The organism is Streptomyces diastaticus subsp. diastaticus (genome assembly GCF_011170125.1).
In the GTDB taxonomy this organism is placed as follows: Bacteria; Actinomycetota; Actinomycetes; order Streptomycetales; family Streptomycetaceae; genus Streptomyces; species Streptomyces diastaticus.
In genome coordinates, this window is sequence record NZ_BLLN01000003.1 from 1,511,106 (window position 1) to 1,533,757 (window position 22,652).

General features: G+C 74.8%; 11 protein-coding genes. 9 read left to right on the forward strand and 2 right to left on the reverse strand.

The window, feature by feature from the left end:
- Positions 1-173: 173 nt before the first annotated feature.
- Complete coding sequence (locus tag Sdia_RS15240; RefSeq protein ID WP_100455661.1) at positions 174-1,013, forward strand: TIGR02452 family protein; 840 nt, start codon at positions 174-176, stop codon at positions 1,011-1,013.
- A 23-nt stretch (positions 1,014-1,036) separates the two neighbouring features.
- On the opposite strand, the gene Sdia_RS15245 is transcribed toward Sdia_RS15240, so the two are convergent.
- Together Sdia_RS15245 and trxA are read right to left on the reverse strand one after the other, a co-directional pair.
- Complete coding sequence (locus Sdia_RS15245; RefSeq protein WP_124288286.1) at positions 1,037-1,495, reverse strand: type II toxin-antitoxin system PemK/MazF family toxin; 459 nt, start codon at positions 1,493-1,495, stop codon at positions 1,037-1,039.
- A gap of 159 nt (positions 1,496-1,654) precedes the next feature.
- The gene (trxA, locus tag Sdia_RS15250; RefSeq protein WP_100455663.1) at positions 1,655-2,053 is read right to left on the reverse strand and encodes a thioredoxin; all 399 of its coding nucleotides are present in this window, start codon (positions 2,051-2,053) and stop codon (positions 1,655-1,657) included.
- Positions 2,054-2,177: 124 nt separating this feature from the next.
- Between trxA and Sdia_RS15255 the strand changes: the two genes are divergently transcribed.
- The 8 genes from Sdia_RS15255 (at position 2,178) to Sdia_RS15290 (ending at position 22,537) form a co-directional block, all read left to right on the forward strand.
- Positions 2,178-3,638 (forward strand): dihydrolipoyl dehydrogenase family protein, encoded by a 1,461-nt coding sequence (locus Sdia_RS15255; protein ID WP_100455664.1) that lies wholly within the window; start codon positions 2,178-2,180, stop codon positions 3,636-3,638.
- A gap of 599 nt (positions 3,639-4,237) precedes the next feature.
- Entirely contained in the window at positions 4,238-9,310 is a 5,073-nt protein-coding gene (locus Sdia_RS15260; RefSeq protein WP_189500323.1) for a non-ribosomal peptide synthetase, read from the forward strand.
- A complete protein-coding gene (locus Sdia_RS15265) occupies positions 9,307-12,981 on the forward strand; it encodes a type I polyketide synthase (protein ID WP_189500324.1) in 3,675 nt (1,224 codons plus the stop codon). Before Sdia_RS15260 ends, Sdia_RS15265 begins: the two co-directional genes overlap by 4 nt.
- Positions 12,978-14,315, forward strand: a complete 1,338-nt coding sequence (locus Sdia_RS15270) for an MFS transporter (protein ID WP_100455667.1) — start codon at positions 12,978-12,980, stop codon at positions 14,313-14,315. Before Sdia_RS15265 ends, Sdia_RS15270 begins: the two co-directional genes overlap by 4 nt.
- Before the next feature lie 70 nt (positions 14,316-14,385).
- Positions 14,386-15,669 (forward strand): cytochrome P450 family protein, encoded by a 1,284-nt coding sequence (locus Sdia_RS15275; RefSeq protein ID WP_124288290.1) that lies wholly within the window; start codon positions 14,386-14,388, stop codon positions 15,667-15,669.
- A gap of 69 nt (positions 15,670-15,738) precedes the next feature.
- A complete protein-coding gene (locus tag Sdia_RS15280; RefSeq protein ID WP_100455669.1) occupies positions 15,739-16,455 on the forward strand; it encodes an SDR family oxidoreductase in 717 nt (238 codons plus the stop codon).
- A 410-nt stretch (positions 16,456-16,865) separates the two neighbouring features.
- Positions 16,866-21,758 (forward strand): non-ribosomal peptide synthetase, encoded by a 4,893-nt coding sequence (locus tag Sdia_RS15285; protein ID WP_100455670.1) that lies wholly within the window; start codon positions 16,866-16,868, stop codon positions 21,756-21,758.
- Complete coding sequence (locus Sdia_RS15290) at positions 21,755-22,537, forward strand: thioesterase II family protein (protein WP_100455671.1); 783 nt, start codon at positions 21,755-21,757, stop codon at positions 22,535-22,537. The genes Sdia_RS15285 and Sdia_RS15290 overlap by 4 nt, the downstream gene beginning before the upstream one ends.
- The last annotated feature ends 115 nt before the right edge of the window (positions 22,538-22,652 follow it).

Consider the following 22,652-nt stretch of genomic DNA (forward strand, 5'->3'; position numbering starts at 1 on the left):
CCAGCCAAGACGCTCGCCGCCCATCGCACAACCGCGCCTCCCGGCCGGGCCGGTGTTCCGGAAAAAGAGTTGTGCCCACGAAAACGCGGCCGACACCATGGCGTCCGAGGCCGCCCGCGGGGCGCCGCACCGGCATGCCCGGTGGCGGCCGGAGAAGGAACGACGGGAGCGGTGTGAGCGCACGACTGCGGGCCGTGGCCCGCGAGAACCAGACGATCGTGGCCGACGGCGGATACCGGTCGCCTTCCGGAATCTGGCGCGATCTGTCCGGTGGGATCGCCGCCGCGCGCGACGCCACCCGCCTGTACGGACCCGAGCCGGTCCCCGTGCCGGACGGTCCCCGCGCCGCCTCCACCACCGTCGCCGTGACGGCGGAGTCCACCACCGCCGCCGTCCTGCGGCTGGCCGCCCAGGAGGGCGGCCCGGTCGCCGCCCTGAACTTCGCCTCGGCCCGCAACCCCGGCGGTGGCTACCTCAACGGCGCCCAGGCCCAGGAAGAGGCGGGCTGCCGCGCCACCGCCCTGCACACCTGTCTGCTACGCGTCCCCGCCTACTACGCCCACCACCGCGAGCACCGGGACCCGCTCTACTCCGACCGGGTCATCTTCTCGCCCGGCGTCCCCGTTTTCCGCGACGACCGGGGCACCCTGCTGGAACACCCGCGCACCGCCGGGTTCCTCACCAGCCCCGCCCCGAACGCGGGCGTGCTGCGCCGTGCCGACCCCGTCCGCGCCGCCGCCGAGGTGGGGCCGGCCCTCGCCCGCCGGGCCGAGCGCGTCGTGGAGTGCGCCGCCGCCCAGGGGGTGCGGCGGCTGGTCCTCGGAGCCTGGGGCTGCGGTGTCTTCCAGAACGACGCGACCGAGGTGGCCGCCGCCTTCCGGCGGCTGCTCACCGCACCTGGCGCGCGCTTCGCGCACACCTTCGACACCGTCGTTCTCGCCGTCCTGGACCGGTCGCGGGACGCGGCCACCCGGACGGCCTTCGAGACCGTCTTCGCCGCGGGACGGATCTGAGGGGGCCGCGCGGCACCAAGCGGCTACTGCCAACCGTGCCGCTCCCGCAGCCGCAGCACCACCAGGTTGAAGCGGCCCCGGTCCAGTGCGCACGCCTCGCGGCGCATGCCGTCCTCGTGGACCCGCAGCACCCGGTCGAGGGCCACCCACGACGGGCGGCCCTCCCGGTCCCACGGACCCGCGCCGATCGCCACCCAGTCGTTGTCGTCGCGCCGGTCCTTGCTGGTCAGCTGTACCGCCAGCAGCGTGCCCGCGGACTCGCGGGCCACCACCAGCACCGGCCGGTCCTTGCCCCGGCCGTCGTTCTCCTCGTACGGCACCCAGGTCCACACGATCTCCCCCGGGTCGGGGTCGCCGTCCTTCTCGGGGGCGTACTCGGTGCGGACGGCGCCGACGCGGCGGGGGTCGGCCGCCACCGTCGCCGTGGCGCCGTCGCGGCCGGGAGCGGGGGAGAAGGGCAGGTCACCGGTATCGATAGTCACCCGCGCCACGGTAAGCCCTGCCCCGGGCAACCGGTCCAGCGGGTGCGGGTGTTCACCGGTCCGCCACGTGCCGGCGCGCCCCTGCGGGAAAGGCGGGGCCGTACCGGCAACCCGGTACGGCCCCGCCTTCGAGGGGCCTGGCGGACAGCAGGGGGTGCGTCAGCCCCGCGCGTCCGGCTGGTCGCCCTTGGCCTCGGCGGCCTGTGCCTCCGCCACCGACTTGTGGACCTCCTGCATGTCCAGGGCGCGGGCCTGGCCGATCACGTCCTCCAGGGCCTCGGCGGGCAGGGCGCCGGGCTGGGCGAAGACCGCCACCCGGTCGCGGACGATCATCAGCGTGGGAATCGACTGGATGCCGAACGCGGCGGCCAGCTCCTGCTGGGCCTCCGTGTCGACCTTGCCGAAGACCAGGTCGGGGTGGGTCTCCGAGGCCGCTTCGTAGACCGGTGCGAACGAACGGCACGGACCGCACCACGACGCCCAGAAGTCGATCAGGACGAATTCGTTGTCCATGACCGTCTGGTCGAAGTTCTCCTTGGTGAGTTCCACAGTGCTCATGGCGGGGTACCTTCCTGCTGACTGCTGAACCGCCTCGCACAACGGCACGGCGGGCGGGTGTATTCCGTATCCGGGTGCCGCTACCCGTGTGGCCGTGGCGCACACCCCCCGCCACACTGGCGGTATGACGCAAGCCCGAACGGATGACACCGCCACCCCCGCGAAGGCCCCGGACCACACCTACGACGTGGTCGTCGTCGGCGCCGGACCGGTGGGTGAGAACGTCGCCGACCGCGCCCGCGCGGCCGGTCTGAGCGCCGCGATCGTCGAGAGCGAGCTGGTCGGCGGCGAATGCTCCTACTGGGCGTGCATGCCCAGCAAGGCCCTGCTCGGGCCGGTCCTCGCCCAGGCCGACGCCCGCGGGCTGCCCGGTCTGGAGCGGATGACCGGGGGACCGCTCGACAGCGGCGCCGTCCTCGCCCGCCGCGACAGCTTCGCCTCCGACTGGAAGGACGACAGCCAGGCGGAGTGGGTCGACTCCACCGGCACCGTCCTCCACCGGGGGCACGGCCGCCTCGCCGGGGAGCGCCGGGTCACCGTGACCGCCGAGGACGGCCGGGTCACCACGCTGGCCGCCCGCCACGCCGTCGCCCTGTGCACCGGCACCAGCGCCGCCCTGCCGGACCTGCCGGGCATGGCCGGGGCCCGCCCCTGGACCAGCAGGGAGGCGACCAGCGCCGAGGAGGTTCCCGGGCGGCTGGCCGTCGTCGGCGGCGGGGTGGTCGGCGCCGAGATGGCCACCGCCTGGCAGGGGCTGGGCGCCCAGGTCACCCTGCTGGTCCGGGGCGGCGGGCTGCTGTCCGGGATGGAGCCGTTCGCCGGGGAACTGGTCGCCGAGAGTCTGCGCGCCGCGGGGGCGGACGTCCGCACCGGCGTCTCGGTCACCGCGCTCTCCCGTGACGCCTGCGGGGTCACCCTCACCCTGGACGACGGCTCCACCCTCCAGGCGGACGAGGTCCTCTTCGCCACCGGCCGCAGGCCGCGCACCGGAGATCTCGGCCTCGACACGGTGGGCCTGGCCCCCGGCGACTGGCTCACCGTCGACGACACCCTGCGGGTCACCGGCAGCGACTGGCTCTACGCCGTCGGCGACTGCAACCACCGGGCCCTCCTCACCCACCAGGGCAAGTACCAGGCCCGGATCGCCGGATCGGTCATCGCCGCCCGTGCCCAGGGGCGCCCCCTGGACACCGGCCGCTGGGGCGCGGACAGCGCCACCGCCGACCACGACGCGGTCCCGCAGGTCGTCTTCACCGACCCGGAGGCCACCTCGGTCGGCCTGACGCTCGCACAGGCCGAGGAGGCCGGCCACCGGGTCCGCGCCGTCGACCAGGACCTCGCCGGGGTCGCCGGGGCCGCCCTCCACCGGGACGGCTACCGGGGGCGCGCCCGCATGGTGGTCGACCTCGACCGCGAGATCCTCCTCGGCGTCACCTTCGTCGGCCCCGGCGTCGGTGAACTTCTCCAGTCCGCCACGATCGCGGTCGCCGGCGAGGTCCCCGTCGCCCGGCTCTGGCACGCGGTCCCGTCCTACCCGACCATCAGCGAGGTGTGGTTGCGGCTGCTGGAGGCCTACCGCGGTTGAGGACGGACGTCGGAGGCCGGTGACGCGTCCGACGACGCGCCGTCGCGCCGGAAGGTCCGCCCCGCCGAGCCGTGCTCCCCGGGAGTCCGAGGGATGCGAATCGGCCACCCGCAGGACGCGCGGGGGCTGCCACCCATCAGGCGCCGGCGGCGTCAGGGCAGGTGAAGCGCCCCTCACACCTCCGGCGCGACAGATCTTCCAGCCAGAAGCCCTGGTCCGCCTTGTTTCTGCGGGCGACGGTTCATAGATTGGAAATCTCTTCACGATCTTGAACGCTCCGGGGGGCGAGCACATGGAGGAGACAGCGGGGTGGCTGCCGGTCCGCGCGGGACGAAGGCGTCCGCGCAGGAGACTCACGGGCGACTGACCGGGCCCTGACCGTGCCTTGACCCGGCTTCTCTCCGGCGTGGCGCACGACTGCGATGTCGACCCCGGCTCTCATCCGGTTCGACGTCCTCCCTTCTTCTCCCACCGGGCCGTTCGGGCCCGAGTTCTCTGATCCCCATGTCCAGGCCCCGTGCGGCTCGCGCCGCCGCGGGCCGATCCGGTGTGCGCGGCCATGGCCGGGCACAGCGGTCACGGAAGACGGAAAGGCTGTCATGGAAAGGCTGAACGGGGCACACGAGAGCGCTGGTGTGCTCACGGACACCGACGAGCCGGGGATACCGATTCCGGGCGGCACTCTGACCGAGGTCTTCGGGAAGCAGGTCGCGCAGACCCCCGACGCGGTCGCCGTCGAGTACGGGTGCCACGGGGAACACCAGCTTTCCTACGCGGAACTGGACGCCCGCGCCGAGCGTCTCGCCCGGCGCCTGGTCGCCGGGGGCGCCCGTCGGGGCGGCCGGGTCGGCGTGCTGGTCGAGCGGTCCGCCGCCGTGGTGGTCACCTTGCTCGCCGTGGCGAAGACGGGCGCCGCCTGTGTGCCGCTCGACGCGCGTTCTCCCGAAGCACGGCTGGGAGAGATCCTGGAGAGCGTCGGCTGCGCGCTGCTGGTGGTGGACGCGCACAGCGCGCAGCACCCCGCGGCGGCGGGACGGCGCACCCTTCTGGTGGGCGAGGACGGTGTGCCCGAGGGCCCGTCCGACGCGGTGGACAGACCGTACGACGAGCCGGGGGCCGGGACGGCCGGGGCCGGCGACGTGCTGTACGTCATGCACACCTCCGGGTCCACCGGTGCCCCCAAGGGCGTCCGGGTCACGCACCGCAACGTGCTCGCCCTCGCGTGCGACCGTGTGTGGCGCGGTGGTGCCCACGAGCGGGTGCTGTTCCACTCGCCCCACGCCTTCGACGCCTCCACCTACGAGATCTGGGTGCCGCTGTTGTCCGGCGGCCGCGTCGTGGTGGCCCCCGAGGAGATCAACGCGCCGCTGCTGCGGCGTCTGGTGGGCGGGGGCCGCGTCACGGCGCTGTGGCTCACCGCGGGCCTGTTCGGGGCGCTGGCAACAGGCGACCCGGGCTGTCTGGAAGGCGCCCGTGAGGTGTGGACGGGGGGTGACGTGGTCCCGCCGGACGCGGTGCGCCGTGTCGTCGAGGCGTGCCCGGGGACCACTCTCTACAACGGCTACGGCCCGACGGAGACGACCACGTTCGCCACGCGCCACCGCATCCACCCCGGTCCGCCGGCCGACGGGGACATCCCCATCGGCCGCCCCATGGACCACACGCGCGTCCACCTCCTCGACGCGGAACTGCGGCCGGTGGCGGACGGCGGGACCGGGCAGCTGTACGTGGCCGGGGCGCACGTCGCGGCCGGCTACGAGGGCAACGAGGCACTGACCCGGGAGCGCTTCCTGCCCGACCCGTTCGGCGCGCGAGGGGAGCGGATGTACGCCACCGGCGACCTGGCCCGCCGGGACACCGCCGGCGATCTGAGGTACGTGGGGCGCGCGGACCGTCAGGTCAAGGTCAACGGCTTCCGTATCGAGCCGGGGGAGACGGAGGCGGCCTTGACGCGGCAGCCCCGCGTCGCCCAGGCGTCGGTCGTCGTCGACAAGGACGGCGACGGCGGCGGCCGGATGACGGCCTACGTCGTTCTCGCGGAGGGTGCGGACGACGGTGCGGCGGGCGTCGACGGCGTGGCCTTGCGCCGGGCCCTCCAGGAGGAGCTGCCGTCCTATCTGGTCCCCGACGACGTGGTGGTGCTGCCGCGCCTGCCGCTCACCGCGAACGGCAAGATCGACCGGGCCCGGCTCGCCGAGAGTTCCGGCGTGCCGGCCCTGGTGGAGCGCTGGGTACGCCGGCGGCCCGCCCAGCTCGCCGTGGACGACCCGGTGAGCGGCGCGCGTCTGACGTACGCGCGGCTGTGGCAGCGCTCCGGGCGGCTCGCCGCCGCGCTCGCCGGCCGCGGGGTGCGGCCCGGCGACCTGGTGGCCGTGGACCTGCCCCGGTCCGCGGAGCTCGTGGTGGCGTTCCTCGGTATCGCCCGTGCCGGCGCCGCGTATCTGCCGCTCGACCGGCAGGCGCCGCCCGAGCGGGTCGCCGAGCTGCTCGCCGAGTCGGGTGCGGTCGCCGCGGTGGTCGGTGAGCGCACCCGCGTGCCGGCCTCGACTCCCGTGCTGCGCGCGGACGGTGTGGACGACGCCGGGCGCCCCCCGGTGCTCGCCACCCGGTCCGGCGAGGACCCCCTGTACGTCACCTACACGTCCGGGTCGACGGGCCGGCCCAAGGGCGTCGCCGTACCGCACCGCGCGGTCGAGCGCCTGGTGGAGGGGGCCGCGTACTGCCCGATCGAGCCCGGTGACCGGGTGGCGAGCACCTGCAATCCGGCCTTCGACGTGACGACGTGCGAGATCTGGTCGACGCTCTGCGCGGGCGGCACCGTGGTGCCGCTGCCGACCGTCACCGACCTCGCCCTGGACGAGTGGGTCGCGCTCGTCCGTGACCAGGCCGTCACCGTGATGTTCCTGACCACCTCGCTGTTCCACGCCGCCGCCTGGGAACTGCCCGACGCCTTCTCCTCCCTGGAGACCCTCGTCGTCGGCGGCGAGCAGCTCGACCTGGCCGCGGCGCGCCGGGTGCTCTCGGCGGGCGGTCCCCGGCGCCTGGTCAACGGGTACGGGCCGACCGAGGCCACGGCCTTCGCCACCTGGTTCCTGTGCACCGAGGCGAGCCTCGCCGGGCGCGAGCGCGTCCCGATCGGCCGCCCGTTGCAGCGCACCACCGCCCACGTCCTCGACGACGAGCTGCGGCAGGTGCCGGCCGGCGAGCCGGGGGAGCTGTGCCTGGGAGGGCCGGGCGTGGCCCTGGGGTATCTGCACCGTGCGGAGCTGACCGCCGAGCGGTTCGTCACCGCGCCCGGCACCGGCGAGCGCCTCTACCGCACCGGGGACCTGGCGCGTCTGCTGCCCGACGGGGAGCTGGAGACGCTGGGCCGCCGCGACCGGCAGGTCAAGCTGCGCGGCTTCCGCATCGAACTGGAGGAGGTCGAGCGCGCCGCGGTGGCCACCGGTCTCGTGGACGCCGCCTTCGTCGAGAAGACCGGTGACAGCAATCTGGCGGGCTGCGTCCTGCCCGGCGCGAGCGCCGAGGTGGCCCGCGCCGACCTGCCCGGCGCCCTCTCCGCCCGCCTCGCCGAGCGGCTCCCGGAGTACATGGTCCCGGCGCGCTGGCTGGTCCTGGACGAGCTGCCGATCGGCTCCACCGGCAAGGCGGACCGGGCCCACATGCTCGAACTCCTCACCCGGCGGCCGGAACCGGACGGCGCGGCACCGCGGGCCGGGGATCTGCGCACCCCCACCGAGCGGAAGCTGGCCGCGATGTGGTCGGAACTCCTGGAGGTGCCCGTCACCTCACGGGACGCCTCGTTCTGGGAACTCGGCGGTCACTCGCTGCGCGGCGTCACCCTGGTCGCCCGGATCCGCGAGCGGCTCGGTGTGCGGCTGCGCCTGCGCGACCTGTTCCGCGTCCCGGTCCTCGCCGACCTGGCGGCCCGCATCGACGCCGAGGCGGAGCCCGGCGAGCGGGACCCGGCCGCCTCGCGGGTCCCGACGGTTGAGGAGAGCGGGGCCACCGCGTTCCAGCAGCAGATCTGGCTCGCCGAGCACGTCGATCCCCGACCCGGCCTCTACAACGTGCCGTTCGCCTGGCGCGTGGACGGGCACCTCGACGCGGGCCGGCTCGCCGCGGCCCTGGAGCGGGTGGTGGCGCGCCACGAAGCGCTGCGGACCACGTTCACCCGGCGCGCGGACGAGGTGCGCCAGCGCGTCGGCGGGCCCTGGCGGCCCGGGGTCCGCACCCGGCGGGCCGACAGCCGGGAGCAGCTCGCGGCGCTGCTGCGGGCCGCTGCCGACGACCCCTTCGACCTGGAGGCGGGGCCGCTGCTGCGTGCCGCGCTGATCGACGGCCCCGACGGACAGACGCTGGCGCTGACGGCGCACCACATCGTGTTCGACGCGCAGTCGTTGCCGATCCTGCTGGAGGACCTGCGTGAGGAGTACGCGGCCGGCGGGAGCGGGGCCGGTGCCCCCGTGCGGCAGTTCCGTGAGCTGGCCGCCGTCACCGAACGGCCCGCCCCCGAAGCCCTCGCCCGCTGGACCGACACACTCCGCGACGCCCCGAGCCGGCTCGGCCTGGCCGCGCCCGCCGTGCCCGAGCCGCACGGCACGGTGCCGATCGCGCTGCCCGACGGCCTGCTGCGGCGCATGCGGCCCCTCCAGGAACGCCTGGGCATGTCATGGTTCATGGTGGCCTCCGCCGCGCTCGCCGCACTGCTGCACCACGCGACGGGTGACCCCCGGCTGACGTTCGGCTTCCCCGTCGACACCCGGGAGGGCGACGCGTTCGCACGGGTCGTCGGGCCCTGCCTCAACACCGTGGTGGTGCCCACCGGCTGCGACGCCGACACGACGGTCGGCGCGTTCCTCGAAGCGGTCCGCGACGGTGTCCTCGACGCCCTGGAGGACCGGTACGTCCCCTTCGCACACGTCGTCGAAGCCCTCAACCCACCGCGCGTCGCGGGCACGACCCCGTACCTCGACGTGGTGCTCGCCCCGCAGACGCGGGCACACACCCCGCCGCGCGTCGGCGACGCGCGGCTGCTGCCCCTGGAGAGCGCACAGGGCAGCGCCACCTACGGGAAGTTCGCCCTGACCGTGGGACTGGCCGTGACCGGTGAGCGGCTGAGCGGCGAGATGGTGTACCGCGGTGACCGCCTCCCGGTGGACGCCGTGCGGGAGCTGGCGCGCCTGTACCCGCTCTTCCTCGCGGCGTTCGCCGAGCCGGGCGAGAGCACGGTGGCGCAGCTGGCGGCATCGCTCGGCGCCACGCGGGGTGCCCTGCGGGCCGAGGTGGACACCGGCACCGCCGTCACGACCTCGCGGGCCACCGCGGTGCTCGCCGAGCCCGAGTCCGCCGTCGAGCAGCGCGTCGCCGCGATCTGGGCGTCCGTCCTCGGCCTCGACCCGGCCCGTGCGCCGGGCGCCGAGGCGAACTTCTTCGACTGCGGCGGGACCTCCCTGAAACTCGTCACCCTCCACGCCGAACTGTGCCGGGCCTTCGGCACCGAGCTGCCCGTCCAGCGCCTGTTCGAGAGCACCACGGTCGGCGCGATGGCGCGCCTCGTCGCACGCCCCGAGAGCCCGCCCGTCGCGGCAGGAAGCCGCTCCGGCGACCTCGACGCCCGCGCCGCCGCCCGCCGCCGAACCCGCCGCCCCGGCACGGGAGGCCGCGTATGAGCACCCAGTCCCACCCCCATGACTCGGAGACCGCCGTCGCGGTCGTCGGAATGGCCTGCCGCTACCCGGGCGCGCCGGACGTGCGGAGCTTCTGGCACGCGCTGCGCTCCGGCAGCGAGGGAATCACCCAGTTCAAACGGGACGACCTCGTCGCGGCCGGCGCGGACCCCGACCTCGTCTGGCACCCCGACTACGTCGCCGCGCGCGGCGTCCTCGACGGCTCCCGGTCCTTCGACTGGCGGGCCTTCGGCTACAGCCGCGCCGAGGCCGCCCTCCTCGACCCGCAGCACCGCGTCTTTCTGGAGTGCGCCGCCGCCGCGCTCGACGACGCGGCCCTCGACCCGGCCCGCTTCCCCGGCTGGATCGGTCTCTACGCCGGTTCCGAGGGCCCGGTCCTGCCCCAGAGGGACGACGTGGACGCGCTCGCCCAGATGATCGGGCGCCGACCGGACTTCCTGACCACCCGCGCCGCCTACAAACTCGGCCTGCGCGGTCCCGCCGTCACCGTGCAGACGGCCTGCTCCACCTCACTCACCGCCGTCCACACGGCCGTACAGAGCCTGCTGTCGTACGAGTGCGACGCGGCCCTCGCCGGGGGAGTGTCCCTGGCGCCGCAGGGGGAATGGGGCTACCTCTACCAGGAGGGCGGCATTCTCTCGCCGGACGGGCACTGCCGCCCCTTCGACGAGGAGGCGCGGGGCACGGTACCCGGCGAGGGCGTGGGCCTCGTCGTACTCAAACGGCTCGACGACGCCCTGCGCGACGACGACCGCATCGCCGGTGTGCTGCTCGGCACCGCCCTCAACAACGACGGCAGCGACAAGATCGGCTACACCGCACCGTCCCTCGCGGGACAGCGCGACGCGATCCTGCTCGCGCAGAAGACGGCCGGCGTCGACCCGGCCGAGATCGGCTACGTCGAGGCGCACGGGACCGCCACCAGGATGGGCGACCCGGTCGAACTCCAGGCGCTCACCGATGCGTTCCGCACGTCGACCGAGGCGGTGCGCGGCTGCTGGATCGGCGCCGTCAAGAGCAACATCGGCCACACGGGCTCCGCGTCCGGCGTGGCGGGACTCATCAAGACCCTGCTCATGCTGGAGCACGGGGAGCTCGTCCCCACCCTCCACTACCAGCGGCCCAACCCGCTGCTCGGCCTGGACTCCACCCCCTTCGAGGTGTGCGCGCGGCGCGCGCCGTGGCCCGCGCCCGACGGCGGGCGCCCTCGCCTCGCCGCCGTCAGCTCCTTCGGGGTCGGCGGCACCAACGCTCATGTGGTGCTGGCCCAGGCTCCGGTACGGGCCCTGCCCGCCGCTGCCCGCGGCGGCCCCCGGCTGCTCGCCCTCTCGGGCACGTCGGCGCGCTCCCGCGACGCCCTGCGCGACGAACTGGCCGACGCCCTCGGCTCCGGCGCCGCGCACGAGGACGGCGACGCGTTGCTCGCGCAGGCCGCCCGGACCCTCGCCGACCGCCGGCGTCTTCCCTGGCGCCAGGCCGTGGTCGTGGACGGCTCCGAGAACGCGGCCGGCACCCTGCGCGTGGCGGCCCCCCTCGCCTCCCCGGCGGGCCTGGACCGCGTCGCCTTCCTCCTGCCCGGCCAGGGCACCCTCACCGGCGCGGCGGGCGCCGCCGCGTACCGGCTCCAGCCCTCCTTCCGCGCCGCCTTCGACACCTGGCGGGAGACCGTGCGCGACGTGTGCGGGGTCGACCTCGCCCCCGTCGTCGACGAACAGGCCGCCCCGGGCGGGTGGTTCGAGGACACCGTGCACCAGCAGCTCGGGCTGCTCGTGCTGGGCCACACCCTGGGCCGGAACCTCATGGACCTCGGTGTGACGCCGAGCGCCCTGCTCGGGAACAGCATCGGCGAGTACACGGCCGCGACGCTCGCCGGGGTGTGGTCCCCGGAGCAGGCCGCCCGTCTCGTCCATGCCCGGGCCACCGCCATGCGGGACACCGAGCCCGGCCGGATGGCCGCCGTCACCGCCTCCCGCGCCGAGCTGGCTGCCCGCCTGGGCCAGGCGCATCCCGGTGTCGAGGTCGCCGTCGCCGGCCCCGGCCGCACCGTCCTGGCCGGCCCCTGCGCGGCCATGGACCGGCTGCTCGACGGCGACACCCTCGACGGGCTCGACGTACGGCTGCTCGACGTGCGGCACGCCTTCCACTCCTCCGCCATGACGGAGGCGGCCGACGCGCTGCGCGCCGCCGTCGTCGCCGAGCCCTCCCAGGCGCCCGCCCTGCGCGTGGTGGCCAACTCCACCGGAACCTGGGCCGACCCGGAGCACCTGCGCACCCCCGACCACTGGGCCCGTCAGCTGCGCGGCACCGTACGCCTGGAGAGCGGGCTGACAACCCTCCTCGACGCGGGGTGCGACCTCTACGTCGAGCTGGGCCCCGGAACGTCGACGATCGGGGCGCTGCGCCGGCACACCGCGTGGGACCCGGCGCACACGACCGTGCCGTTCATCGGCGCCGAGCCGGACCGCGCCGAAGCCACCCTGCTGCGGGCTCTGGGCACTCTGTGGGAGCGGGGCGCCGGCATCGACCTCGCGGAACTCGCCGGTACCCCGCGGCCCCGGCGCCGCTCGCTGCCCGTGCAGAGCTACGACCCCGTGGAACCGGAGGACGACGGCGCTCACACCACCGGCCGGGACGCCTCCGCGCGAGCCCCGCAGCGTTCAGCTGAACCGGGTGAGGGGCGCGGCGGGCTCGCCCGGACCGTCGAACGCCTCTGGTGCGCGGCCCTCGGCGTGAACGGCGCCTCGGCCGGGGACGACTTCCTCGCGCTCGGCGGGGAGTCCCTCTCGGCGGTGATGCTGATGGGCGACGTACGACGGCGTACCGCCGCCACGGTTGCGGTGGCCGACTTCCTCGCCGACCCGACCTTCGGGAACCTGCTCGCCCTCGTCGAGCGGGCCGGCGAGGCGGCAGCACCGCCGGCGGGCACGGTCCGGCTGCGGCCGGGCACGGGCCGCCCGGTGTTCCTGGTCGCCGACTCCCTCGACAGCACCGCCGGATACCAGGAACTGGCCGCGGCGCTCGACACCACCCGGCCGGTCCACGGCCTGGAGAGCGCGCAGCCCCTCGGCGCCTCCGTCAGCCACATCGCCGGCCGGCACGTCGCCGCCCTGCGCGCCGTGCAGCCCGAGGGCCCGTACACACTCGGTGGCTGGTCCTTCGGCGCCGTCGTCGCCCAGGAGGCCGCCCGTCAGCTCACCGGCGCGGGCCAGCGGGTGGACGTCCTGCTGTGCCTGGACGGGTACGCGCCCGACCGCAAGGGGCGGCCCGTCGCCACCGACCCGGCCTTCCTCACCGCCCAACTACGGCTCCAGGCCGACGTGCTGCTCGGCCGCGGCACGTTCGGCGCGAAACTGGCCAGGGCCCCTCGCCCGCGCCGCGTCTTCCTCTCCCGGATTCGCGCGCTGCTGCGCCACCGGCCGCGGCCGGTGCCCTGCCCCGCCGTCGTCCTCACGGCGTCCGCGCGTCCCGCCGACGCCGCCCGGATACGGCGCGCGCTCGCACTCCTGCACACCTCCACAGAGATCAGACCCGTTCCCGGCGACCACTGGTCGATGCTGACCGCACCCCACGTCGGAGCCGTCGCCCGCGAGACGGACCGGGCGATCGCCCTCCATGGACACACCGACCGCACAGATGGCGAGCCCCGCCCGTGACCCCACCCGAGAAGACCGTGCCCGACCAGCCGGCCGCCGCGCCCAGCGCGCCCGGCGCCGAAGTGCCACTGATCCGCAACCGCGACTTCCAGGCCCTGTGGATCAGCCGCTTCCTCGCCTCCATCGGCAAGGAGTCCGTCGAGGTCGCCTACCCGCTGCTGATCCTCGCCGTCACCGGCAAGGCCGCCTACGCCGGAGCCGTCGGCGCCGTACAGCTCCTCGTGGCCGGCGCCACCTCGATCTGGGGCGGCGCACTCGCCGACCGCATGGACCGGCGCCGGCTGATGATCCTGTGCGACGCCGGACGCGCCGTGCTGCTCGGCCTGTTCAGCCTGCTCGTCGTCAGCGGCCACGCCAACGTCCCCGCCGTCTTCGCCCTCGTCGCGCTCTCGGCCCTGTGCCTGGGCCTGTCCGAGCCGCCCGCACTCGCCGCGATCAAACAGGTCGTCCCGCCCTCGCAGCTGACGAAGGCCACCGCCCAGAACCAGATCCGGCCGCTGGGCGCCACCGTCGCGGGCGCCCCGCTGGGCAGTTCGCTGTTCGGCGTGGCGCGCTCCCTGCCGTTCGTCGCGACGGGCCTGGCCTTCGCCGCGGCCGCCGTCGCCCTGCTCTTCGTGCGCAAGCCGCTCCAGGCCGCGCCGGTCGCGGGCGGCGAGCGCGGCAAGGCCAGGGAGGGCTTCCGGTTCATCGGGCGCACACCGGTCCTGCTCGTCTGGATCGTGTGGATCATGGGCTCCAACATGGCGTTCAACCACACCGGCGCCTTCCTCGCACTGATCGCCACCGGCAAGGACCGGGGCGCCTCCGAAGCCTCGATCAGTCTCATGCTCAGCATCGCCGGAGCCGGCGGACTGGTCGGCGCGGTTCTGGCGACCTGGGCCCTGAGACGGCTGAAGCCCGCCACCCTGTTCCTCGCGGCGGCGTGGATCGGCCCCCTCGCGGCCGCCCTCCTGATGACCGTGCCCGGAGTGGTCTCCCTCGGCGTCGTGCTCGCCCTCGTCTTCCTGCGCGGCCCGATCGTGAACGCCCTGTTCTTCGCCTACGTCGCCGTGCTCGTACCCGACCGGATGCAAGGCCGCGTCATGGGCGCCGTCACCTTCCTCTCGTACGGCGCCCAGCCGCTCGGCATCCTCGCGGTCGGCACCATCTTCGACGCGGGCGGCGCCTCCTGGGTGTTCGCCTTCATGGGCATCGTGTCGACCCTGGCCGCGCTGCCCACCCTGACCCGCCTGATCCGGCGGCTGCCCGCCCCCGAGGCCCTCGCGGAGAGGGAGGAGAAGGAGTCCGCGCCGGACGCGTCCGACACCGGTTCCCGGCCCGATCCGGCCCCCTGACGTACCGCCTCGACCGCCCCGCCGACTTCCGCCCCCAGGCACGTGTGCCGCCCTGACCGAGGAGTGAGTAGTGTCCGTCCGTCCCGAGGAGTCCCGGTGCCCGTTCTCGGGTGACGAGCCCGTCGTTCCGGCCCAGTACGTCACCAGCCCCGGCGTCGACCCGCACGCCGCGGCCGCGCGGCTGCGCGAGCGCGGCCCCGTCCACCCCATCGACTTCCCGGCGGGCTCCGCCGACCACGCCTACGTCGTCGTCGACCACGCGAGCGTCATGCGTGGCTTCGGCGACCCGGACATCTCCAAGACCCTGGAGGCGGCGCCCGCCTGGTTCCGCGAGCAGACCGTGCGGAGCAGCTCCGTACTCGCCAGCAACATGCTCCTCGCCGACCCGCCCGAGCACACCCGGCTGCGCAAGCTCGTCAGCCGGGCGTTCCTGCCGCGCCGCATGGAACTGCTGCGCCCGCGCGTCCAGGAGATCACCGACGACCTCATCGACGCCTTCCCCGAGACCGGCGAGTTCGACCTCCTGGAAGCCTTCGCGCTACCGCTGCCGATGATGGTGATCTGCGCGTTCCTCGGTGTCCCGTACGCCGACCGGGACCGCTTCATCGACTGGGGCCGGGTGCTCAGCCAGGACCCCGGCCAGGAGGGCGAGGCGGCCCTGGAGCGCAAGCGCGTCAACGACCAGGTCGAGGAGTACTTCACCGACGTGCTCGCCCAGCGCCGCGCCCGGCCGCGGGAGGACCTCCTCGGCGACCTGGTGCGCGCCGCCGACGAGGACGACATGTTCACCGACGAGGAGCTCGTCTCCACCGCCATCTTCCTCGTCATCGCCGGCCACAAGACCACCGCCAACCTCGTCGGCAACGGCGTCTGGTCCCTGCTCCGCCACCCCGAACAGCTCGAACTCCTGCGCGCGAACCCCGAGTTGACCGACTCGGCGATCGAGGAGTTCCTGCGCTACGAAGGCTCGGTCGACCGCGGCACACTGCGCACCACCGCCCGTGACCTCACGCTCGGCGGACAGGCCGTGCCCGAAGGCAGCTTCGTCCACCTGTCCGTCTCCGCCGCCAACCGCGACCCCGCCGTCTTCGACGACCCCGACCGCTTCGACATCACCCGCTCGCCCAACCGCCACATGACCTTCGGCCACGGACCGCACTTCTGCGCCGGGGCGCCGCTGGCCCGCCTCGAAGGGCGTATCGCCTTCGAGACACTCCTGCGCCGTGTTCCTGACCTCGCGTGCACCGTCCCGCCTGAGACGCTGCCCTGGGTCGCGGACAGTTCCATAAGCCGGGGCCTGGAGCGGCTCCCCGTCCGTATCGTGGGCAAGCGGCCGCGCGCGGGCACCGCCTGACGTGCGGTTGCCCGCCGTGCACAGACCCATCGCCGTATCTTGGAACTCGCAGAGCAGGAGCACCACTTCATGACCGACGAAACCACCGCCCCAGTAGCCCTGATCACCGGCGGGTCCAGCGGCATCGGCGCGGCCACCGCCCGCAAGCTGCTCGCCGAGGGGTACCGCGTCGCCGTGACCGGCCGTAGCGACGAACGGCTGCGGCGCTTCGCCGAGGAGACCGACGCCAAGCCCGGTACCCTCCTCACGCTCCCCGGCGACGCCGGCGACCACGCCGGCGTCGAGGCCACCGTGCGGGCCACCCTGGACGCGTACGGCCGCATCGACACCGTCGTCGCCAACGCCGGGTACGCCACGCACGACTCGCTCGCCGACGGCGACCCGGCCGGGTGGCGCGACATGGTCCTCACCAACGTGCTCGGCCCGGCCCTGCTGATCCACTACGCCCTGCCCGCCCTCAAGGAGACGCGCGGCCGGATCGTGCTGATCGGCAGCGTCGCCGGAGTCGTCTACACGCCCGGCAACATCTACGGCGCCACCAAGTGGGCGGTCACCGGCCTCGCCGAGAACACCCGCCGCATGGTCACCGCCGACGGCGTCGGCGTCACCCTGGTGGCCCCGGGCCGGGTGGAGACCGCCTTCTGGGACGCCGCGGGCGGCGCGCCCCAGGGCGGCATCAACCTCACCGCCGACCAGATCGCCGACTCGGTGGTGTGGGCCGTGGGCCAGCCCGCCGGCGTCGACATCAACTCCGTCGTCGTCCGCCCGGTCGGCCAGGCGGTCTGAGAGCCTGTGCCGCGCCCCCGGCCGGGGACGTTCCCACAGGCTTGACCTCCCGCCGGCCAGGCGCCACCCCGCGCGGGCGTCCTGAGCCACGGACGCCCGCGCAGGGGGAGAGGGGCGAGGAGGAGACGGCGGCGGACACCGGCCGACCACGGGGGAGGGAACGCCCGTCGCGACCACGGCCCCGCTTTCGGCGCGCATCTGCGCCGCACCACCCCGCCGTTCATCACGCCCGCACCAGACCCTGCCGTCGCCTCCGCGTTCCTCCGAACCCCTCCGCAGCCTTCGCCCTGCTCACCCGCCTTCCTCGCGGCTCCACCGCCCGGACGCCGGGCGAGGCCGCCGCCCCGTCCCGTCCGGCCCCGTCGCCGCCCTCTGCCCATCCGGCCCCGCAGCCCACCAGGAGCGCAGTCATGTCACCCGAGACGTCCGCCACGGCCCCCACCCCGGCACACGCGCCCTCGGCCGACGGCCCGCACACCGACCACCACAGGCTGCGCACCGACCTGGCCGGCCTGTGGGGCGACGTGCTCGGCACCGGGCCGGTCGACGCAGCAGCCGACCTCACCGCGCTCGGCGGCAACTCCCTGCAGGCCGCCCGGATCGTCGCCCGCATACGCACCCGGCTCGGCCTTCCCGTGACCGTGGCCGAACTCTTCGAGCAGGGCACGGTCAGCGCCCTGGCCCGCCTGCTCGCCGGCCGGCCCCGCGACCTCGGCGACGTGCCGCCCGCGGTGACCCCCGCCCCCGGCGACGGCCCGCTCCTCGCACCGGCCCAGCGCCGCCTGTGGTTCCTCGACCAGCTCAGCCCCGCCGCGGGCGCCGCGTACAACGTGCCCGCCCTCACCCGGCTGCGCGGCCCGCTCGAGACCACGGCGCTGGACGCGGCCTGGCAGGACGTCGTCGACCGGCACGAACAACTGCGTACCGTCTTCACCTTGTCCGGCGACGTCCTGCGCGCCGGGACGACCGGCGACCGGGCCGGACTCGACCTCGTCGACCTGACCGGCCACCCCGACCCGTACGGTCACGGAGTGCGCGCGGCGGACGAGAGGGCAGCCCGGCACATCGACCTCGCCACCGGCCCCCTGGGGCGGCTCACCCTGTACCGGCTCGCCGCCGACGACCACCTCCTGCTGCTGGTCCTGCCGCACCTGATCTCCGACGGACGCACCCTGGACGTCATCGACCAGGATCTCGCCCACGCGTACCGCCGGCACGCCGGCCGCGCACCGGACCAAGCACAGCGCGAACTCACCCTGGCCTACCGCGACTTCGCCCACTGGTCGGCCGCACTGGACCAGGAACGCGCCCTCGGGGCATGGCGCAGCCGCCTCGCCGGCGCCCCGACCGTCCTCGACCTGCCCGCGGACCACCCCCGGCCGGCGACCCGCTCGCACCGCGGCAGCCGGCTCACCCGCACCACCACGGGCGCCCAGCGCACCGCCGCGAGCCACCTCGCCACCGCCACCCGCACCACCCCCTACGCGGTCACGCTCACCGCCTACGCCACGCTGCTCGGCGAACTCACCGGCCGACAGGAGCTGTTGGTGGCCACGCCCATGGACGGGCGCCCCGATCCGGCCCTGGAGGACGTGGTCGGCTTCTTCGCCACCACCGTGCCGCTGCGCCTGCGCCCGTGCGGCGACCCCGACCGTCCCGGAGCGCTGCGGCGAGCGGTGCGGGAGACGCACGGCGTGGTGCTCGATGCCGCGCACGACCAGCACATGCCCTTCGAACAACTCGCCGCCGAACTCGCCCCCGCGGGCGACCTCTCCCGCACCCCGCTGACCCAGGTGGCCCTCGCCTACCAGGGGCCCCGCCGCCCGCACGCCCGGCTCGACGGCCTCGACGCCCGGCCGCTGCCCGTGGACAACGGCACCGCCAAGTTCGACCTCACCCTGGAGATCCACGAGAGCGGCGACGAGTTCGAGATCACCGCCGAGTACGCCACGGACCTGTTCACCCGGGAGCGGGCGGCACGGATGCTCGACCGCTACCTGGAGATCCTCGCCATGGTGGTGCACGCTCCGGAGGCACGGGACGCGGACGTGGACGTGGCCGGTCCCGGCCGGCTTCCGGCCGCACGGCACTCCGCCCCCGCCCCCGCCGGCGCCGACCCGCGCTGCCTGCACGAGACCTTCGCCGAGACCGCCGCCCGGCACCCGCACTCCGTCGCCGTCACCGACGGCACCCGCAGCCTCACCTACCTCGAACTCGACCGCGCCGCCAACCGCCTCGCCCACCGCCTGCGCGCCCACGGCGCCACACCGGACGGCCTCGTGGGACTGTGCGCCGAACGGACCGTGGACCTCGTCGTCGGCGTCCTCGCCATCCTCAAGTCCGGTGCCGGACAGCTCCCGCTCGACCCTCGGCACCCCGCCGCCCGGCTGCGCGACACCCTCGCCGACGCCGAGTGCCGCATCCTGCTCGGCGACACCACCTCCTGCGCCCCGCTGCTCGACGGCGAAGCCCCCGCCTTCATCCCCCTGACCACCGACGGCGGCGCCGGACCGGACGACCACGCCCCCGCGCCCCACCCCGGCGCCGGACCCGACACCACGGCGTACGTCATCTACACCTCCGGCTCCACCGGCCGCCCCAAGGGCGTCGTCGTCACCCACGCCAACGTCACCCGTCTGTTCACCGCCACCGAGCAGGACTTCGGTTTCGGCGCCGACGACGTGTGGACCCTCTTCCACTCCCTCGCCTTCGACTTCTCCGTCTGGGAGCTGTGGGGTCCGCTGCTGCACGGTGGCCGGCTCGTCGTCGTGCCGTACCTGACCAGCCGGGACCCCCACGCGTTCCTGGAGCTGCTGCGCACCGAGCGCGTCACCGTCCTCAACCAGACCCCCACCGCCTTCCGCCAGCTCGCCGCGGCCGCCGAGGACGCCGACCACCCCGACCTCGCCCTGCGCACCGTCGTGTTCGGCGGCGAAGCCCTCGACCCCGCCACCCTCGCCGGCTGGGTCGGCGGATACGGCCTCCGCAGGCCCCGCCTCGTCAACATGTACGGCATCACCGAGACGACGGTGCACGTCACCGTCCGCCCGCTCGCCCTCGCCGACCTCTCCGGCTCGCTCAGCCCCATCGGCCGCCCCCTCTCCGACCTGCGCGTCCATGTCCTGGACGCGGACATGAACGAAGTCCCGGACGGCACCGAAGGCGAGATGTACGTGGGCGGCCCCGGCGTCGCGCGCGGCTACCTCAACCGCCCCCAGCTCACCGAAGAGCGCTTCGTGCCCGACCCGTTCGGCGCTCCGGGTGAGCGCCTGTACCGTTCCGGCGACCTCGCGGTGCGCCGGGCGGACGGCGAACTCGAGTACCGGGGCCGCATCGACCACCAGGTCAAACTGAACGGCTTCCGCATCGAGCTGGGCGAGATCGAACGGGCCCTCCTCGACCAGCCCGGCGTGCGCGCCGCCGCCTGTGTCCTGCGCGAGGACACTCCCGGCCTGCCCCGCCTGGTCGGCTACGTCGTCCCGGCACCCGGGCACGAGGACCCGCAGCCGGCACAGCTGCGCGAGGCGCTGAGCGTGCGGCTGCCCGCCCACATGCTCCCGGCCGCCGTCATCCCCCTCGCCGAGCTCCCGCTGACCGGCAACGGCAAGCTCGACCGCGACCGCCTGCCCACCCCCGAGGCCCACCACGCCACCTCGGCCCGGCCCAGGGCCACCGAGCCCCGTACCCCCGCCGAACACACCCTCGCCGCCGTCTGGCGCCACGTCCTCGACGTGCCCGGGCCGGGAGTCGACGACAACTTCTTCGCACTCGGCGGCGACTCGCTACGGGCCGTCCGCGTCGCGGCGCTCGCCCGCGAGGCCGGCCTCCCGGTCTCGGTCGAACAGATCTTCCTCCACCCGAGCGTGGCCGCCCTCGCCGCGGCCGCCGGCACACCGGACGAGACGGCCGCACCCGCCCCGGCCGCCTGCTCGACGACCCTCGCCGACCTCGACCCGTCCCAGTTGCCCGCCGGCACCATCGACGCCTACCCCACAGCGGCGATGCAGCTCGGCATCCTCTACGAGTGCGAGTTCGCCGAGGACGAGACCCCGGGCCTCTACCACGACCTGATCAGCCTCCGCCTCGACGGCCCCTTCGACCGCCCCGCCCTCGAACGCGCCCTGGCCACGCTGACCGAACGCCACGCCGTCCTGCGCACCGCCTTCCGCCTCGGCACCTTCCGCGAGCCGATGCAACTCGTCGCCGAGACCGCGCGGGTCCCCCTGAGCGTCGAGGAGCACGACACCGGGCGGCCGGACGCCAAGACCCACGAGCACCTGCTCCGCACCTGGTGGGAGCGGGAGAAGCAGGATCCCTTCGACACCGAGCAGGCCCCCCTGGCGCGCTGCCACGTACTGCGCACCGACCCCGACGGCTTCCAGCTCTCCCTCGCCGTGCACCACGCGATCCTCGACGGCTGGAGCCTGGCCCTGCTCACCACCGAACTCCTCCTCGCCTACGAGGGCGAACTGCGCCCGGACGCCACCGGGCCCGCCCTGCCGCCCGCGCCCGGTGCCCGCTACCGCGACTTCGTCGCCGCCGAACAGCGGGCCCAGGCCGATCCGGCCGCCCGCGCCTGGTGGGAGAGACTGCTGCGGCAGGAGGGCGAGCCCGCCGAACTCCCGCTGGACCCGGACGGCGAGGCCGAGGACGAGTTCGCCTTCCACACGCCGCTGCCCGAGGAGCTGGACACCGCCCTCGACGAAGCGGCGGCCCGCCTCGGCCTGCCGGTCAAGAGCCTCTTTCTCGCCACCCACGCCCGGGCCCTCGCCGAACTCACGTCCTCGGAGCGCACGGTGACGGCCGTCCAGGTCAACGGGCGCCTGGAAGAACCCGGTGCGGACCGCGTCCTGGGCCTGCTCCTGAACATGATCCCGCTCCACCTCACCGCGCGCGGCACCTGGGCCGAACTGGCCGGCGCCGCCTTCGACGCCGAACGCGCACGCCAGCCCCACCGCCGCTACCCGCTCGCCGCCCTGCAACAGCTCACCGGCTGTGGCACCGCTCTCTTCAACGTCGCCTTCAACTACACCGACTTCCACACCTTCGACGACCTCGCCGCACTGCGTGCGATCCGCCCCCGCGACTGGTGGTTCTCCGACCGGCACAGCTTCCCGCTCATGGTCGAGATCACCCGGACCCCGCACACCGGCCGCCGCGCCCTCGCCGTCACCCTCGGCGCCGACAGCCCGTACGCGGGGACCGGGGCCCGCCTGGGCCGCCTCGTCCTGCAGGCCCTGCACGCCATGGCCGAGGACCCGTACGCGCCGGTCCCCGCCCCGGACCGGGAGCCCCGGCGATGAACCGTCGCACGCCGTCCCACGGTCCGGTCCTCCTGAACCCGCAGCCTCGTCCCCGGGCCGCGCACCGGCTCGTCGTCTTCCCGCACGCGGGCGGAAGCCCGTCCTTCTACCGCGGCTGGAGCGGGGCGGCCGACCCGGACATCGAGGTGTCGCTCGTGCAGTACGCGGGGCGGGAGCAGCGCATCGGCGAACCTCCCGTACCGGATGCCCGGGCCGTCGCCGCCGAGGTGAGCGACGCCCTGCGGGCCACCGTCACCCGGGGCGACAGCCGTCCGCTCGCCCTGTTCGGCCACAGCATGGGCGCGATCATCGCCTACGAGACGGCACTGGCCCTCACGGACATCGAGCCGTCCGCCCTGTTCGTCTCCAGCCGCAGGGCCCCCGACACCGTCGCCCCACGGCCCGGCCCGGTCCCCACCCGCACCGACGAGGAAATCCTCTCCCACCTGCGCGGCCTCGGCAGCACCCCCATGTCCCTCTTCGACAACCGGGCGATCCGCGACCTGTACCTGCCCGTGCTCCGCGCCGACTACCACCTGGTCGACACCTACGCCCCCGGCCCCGACAGCCACACGCTGCCCCTCCCCGTCACCGCGCTGTGGGGCACCGAAGACCCCACGGCAGACGCACCGCTGATGACCCCCTGGCGCGACACCACCACGGACCGCTTCCGCCCCCGCCCCTTCGACGGCGGCCACTTCTACCTCGTGGACCACCGCGACAGCGTCCTGAAGCTGGTGAGGGAGCAGCTGGGAGCTGATTCCGTGAGAACGGGCTGAGCCCGGCGTCGTCGGGGTCGGCTCGGGCACGCCCGGACGGCGGCCGGGCGTCCCGGCGGCCGAGGCCGCAGCCTCACGGCGGCGTGGCCGCACGGTGTGACGCGCCGGCCCCCCC

Excerpts from the sequence above, each read along its gene's own strand:
- trxA (WP_100455663.1), bottom strand. The coding sequence starts at position 2,053 with ATGAGCACTGTGGAACTCACCAAGGAGAACTTCGACCAGACGGTCATG.
- Sdia_RS15260 (WP_189500323.1), top strand. The coding sequence starts at position 4,238 with ATGGAAAGGCTGAACGGGGCACACGAGAGCGCTGGTGTGCTCACGGAC.
- Sdia_RS15265 (WP_189500324.1), top strand. The coding sequence starts at position 9,307 with ATGAGCACCCAGTCCCACCCCCATGACTCGGAGACCGCCGTCGCGGTC.
- Sdia_RS15285 (WP_100455670.1), top strand. The coding sequence starts at position 16,866 with ATGTCACCCGAGACGTCCGCCACGGCCCCCACCCCGGCACACGCGCCC.
- Sdia_RS15280 (WP_100455669.1), top strand. The coding sequence starts at position 15,739 with ATGACCGACGAAACCACCGCCCCAGTAGCCCTGATCACCGGCGGGTCC.
- Sdia_RS15290 (WP_100455671.1), top strand. The coding sequence starts at position 21,755 with ATGAACCGTCGCACGCCGTCCCACGGTCCGGTCCTCCTGAACCCGCAG.
- Sdia_RS15255 (WP_100455664.1), top strand. The coding sequence starts at position 2,178 with ATGACGCAAGCCCGAACGGATGACACCGCCACCCCCGCGAAGGCCCCG.